Source organism: Hallella faecis (assembly GCF_018789675.1).
In the GTDB taxonomy this organism is placed as follows: Bacteria; Bacteroidota; Bacteroidia; order Bacteroidales; family Bacteroidaceae; genus Prevotella; species Prevotella faecis.
In genome coordinates, this window is sequence record NZ_JAHKBE010000104.1 from 1 (window position 1) to 3,098 (window position 3,098).

Consider the following 3,098-nt stretch of genomic DNA (forward strand, 5'->3'; position numbering starts at 1 on the left):
CCTTTTCCAACCTGCGTATTCCCTTCTCCCGGTTATAGGCATCTTTCTTTGCACGATCTTCGGTATAGCCGACCAGGAGGCGGCGTCCGCCTCCTTTGTCATATTCTACCATCTGCCAGTCGCGCTTGGGCTGTTCCAGTATCCAGTTCTTGACTTCCTGACTTTCATTCTTTATCTTCGCACCTATTATATACTTGTAGCCGTGAGCCTCAAGTTCCGCTATATTTGCATTGTTCATAAGACCGGAGTCGGCCACCACAACGAAGTTCTCCAAACCGTATTTGCTTACAAACTCGTTTATCGTCGGCAGCATCGTGTGGCCTTCATATTTGTTGCCCTCATGGATACAATAGGCAAGCGGATAGCCGCCCAAGCTTACAAGCAAGCCGAGTATGATTTGAGGATTACTGTGTCGTCCCTCTTTCGAAAAGCCAGTCTTGCGCAAGTCGTCCTCATTATCCGCTTCAAAGTAAAGTGTGGTGACATCATAGAACAGCACACCGATATTTCCACCGAACAGTTTCGCAGTATGGCGCACGCTTATGTCCTGTACGATTTCGTGCTGATGGTCGCTAAGCTTGTCAAGATAGCGATAGATCTTTGAGAGATCCACATCTTCGTCAAAGTGGTTTTTCAGATATTCCACCGTAGCAGCCTTGCTCGTTGGATATGCCAAACGAGCCTTTACAAGCTTGCGGAATACATCATCGTCAATACGATTGAAACCAATCCTGTCAAACGTGCGGTCCAATATCAAGTCGCATCCGTTGAGAAGGATGTTGCTGACGTTGGACAGAACACGGCGGACTTCTTCACGCTCACGGTCACACGCTTCACGCTCCTCACCATACAAATCGAGTTGTGGATGCCGCCGGGATTTTTCCTTGGAATCCATTCATGACCTGCATTTACGAGACTGTCTATTTCGTTTGAATCTTTGGCCACACCAATAGTAATCAACTCTTTGTAAATGCCCTTTGTTTTCTCTGCAACAACAACACTTGTTGTTCCAGACCGATTCTTCTTTCTTTTGACGAACATAGTTAAAAGACCTTTTGCGTACCCCAAAATTAGGGTATGCAAAGATACAAAGTATTGTTTATCAATCAATTACAAAATGGGCATTTTTGAGTGACGAAGTCAGGGGAGCGTACTCTATGGCTGCTCTCTCACGAATCTGCATAAGTTCTTTTGCCAATTCTTTTATCCCTGCAAAGAATTCTTGATAATCCTTGTCCTTACTTATATCATTCATGCCATGTCTTTTTTAATCTTTCAAACAAGCAAGCGGTATGACTTTGACTCCGTCTGGGCGTGTGTAAGCCATGCTGCCACCTGTCATGACAATCATCAGGTCGGGTTCGCGCAACGGCACCTGCTTTTCTGTCTCATTATGCACTTGAACGAGTCGTTTTATTTCCAAAAGATGTTTGGCTCCTTCTTCTATCTCATGGCTGCCAAGTTTGCACTCTATCAGAGCATAGCGTCCATCGTCAAGATGAAGCACCAAGTCGGCTTCCAGTCCGTAGCGGTCGCGATAGTATGACAGATGATTGCCAAACCCTGGAGTATAAGCCCGAAGGTCTCGTGCACACATTTGCTCAAAGATGAACCCAAAGGTTTTGAGCTGCGTCATCAATGCTTCTGGGGAAAGTCCTAATGATGCAATTGCAATGGACGGGTCTACGAAAGCTCGTTTTATACCACTTCGAATTGCAGTCTTGCTTCGGACTGCAGGACACCATGCTTTGATGTTGTCAATAACGAACAATTTGTTGAGGGAGGTTACATAATCCTCAAACGCACTCATAGAAAGTGAAACTTCCCCAGAGGTTGTTACATCAGCTAACAGAGCGGTATTCTTTGCCAATGTTGAGATGTTACGGGCATACGAACGCAATATTGCACGAGTTGTCCGTTCATCCCTTTGTACGCCATCCACTCTTGAGATATCGTCACGACAAATGGCATCAACATAGTTGCGTGCAATAAGTAGCTTTGCCTTATCTCTCTTCATATTTAGAAATGCAGGCCATCCACCACGACAAGCAGCATAAATCAAGTCTTCAATCTTCATATCTGAAGTGATGCCGTCTATGTCTAAGTCTTTATTATCAAACAATTCTTTAAGTGAAATTTTTCCGTTAGACTCTCCTGACTCCCATAGACTCATTGGCAACATCTTCATTCGTGAAATCCTACCCGTACCAGAATGATGTATTTTACTTCTGTCTACAACAGTAGACCCTGTAAGAATGAATTGGCCTGGAACCTGACGCCTGTCCACCATAGTACGCACGGCATCCCAAAGCACAGGAGCATCCTGCCATTCATCTATAAGACGAGGAGTTTCACCCATCAACAACAATGATGGTTTTGAGGCAGCAGTTGCAGCGTATTCTTCCTGCATCTCCGTGTCCTGCATCTTAATGACACTTTTGCTCATTTGTTCCGCAGTTGTTGTCTTTCCGCACCACTTAGGCCCCTCTATTAGTACAGCCCCGAAAGCCTCAAGACGCTCTGCCAGTTGAAGGTCTGCAATTCTATGTGAATAACTCATATTGAAACCGTGATTTGATTATGTGTGCAAAGTTAGTGATATTCAGTTATATATGCAAGCAAAAACTGATATTTGCGGATATTTAATACTATGAATTGTGCTGTTTTATTGCTAACTTTTGTGGTGGATTAGAACTAACTTTTGTGGCAATTCTTTTGTAGTTTTTGCTGTATTTCGTTTGTAGTTTTTGAGGTACTACATTTGGTATTTACAAGTAAAAACACTACCTTTTAATAAGGTAGGCTGCACTCAGGAATACAAAACAAAACTTCGTATTTGTTTTGATATTCCGCTCATTTGCACTACCTTTGCAGCAGTTGAGTGCGTGTTTGCTTATCGTTGCTTATTTCCATAATTGCAGCACGTTCACGCAGATGGCTTGTTTAATAACGGTTTGCATTTCGAGGAGGTTAAGTAATGCCGAAAGGTAAACACATAATAAACAATAAGCAAAAGCGTGCAGCTCAATGAGTTGCACGTTTTTCCTGACTTCGTCATTGCGTACCTCAAAAGTCTTCGTCAAAGAGTTTAGCTATTT

Annotated in this window: 2 protein-coding genes and 1 pseudogene; all 3 read right to left on the bottom strand. The window is 43.4% G+C overall.

The window, feature by feature from the left end; genetic code table 11:
• Positions 1 to 1,041 (bottom strand): annotated as a pseudogene (locus tag KM934_RS12530) (IS1634 family transposase); the annotation flags it as partial.
• A 61-nt stretch (positions 1,042 to 1,102) separates the two neighbouring features.
• Entirely contained in the window at positions 1,103 to 1,255 is a 153-nt protein-coding gene (locus KM934_RS12535) for a hypothetical protein (RefSeq protein ID WP_215760942.1), read from the bottom strand.
• 12 nt (positions 1,256 to 1,267) lie between these two features.
• Positions 1,268 to 2,560: an ATP-binding protein gene (locus KM934_RS12540; RefSeq protein ID WP_215760943.1), complete on the bottom strand. Its 1,293-nt coding sequence runs from the start codon at positions 2,558 to 2,560 to the stop codon at positions 1,268 to 1,270.
• Positions 2,561 to 3,098: the final 538 nt, after the last annotated feature.

Excerpts from the sequence above, each read along its gene's own strand:
- KM934_RS12535 (WP_215760942.1), bottom strand. The coding sequence starts at position 1,255 with ATGAATGATATAAGTAAGGACAAGGATTATCAAGAATTCTTTGCAGGG.
- KM934_RS12540 (WP_215760943.1), bottom strand. The coding sequence starts at position 2,560 with ATGAGTTATTCACATAGAATTGCAGACCTTCAACTGGCAGAGCGTCTT.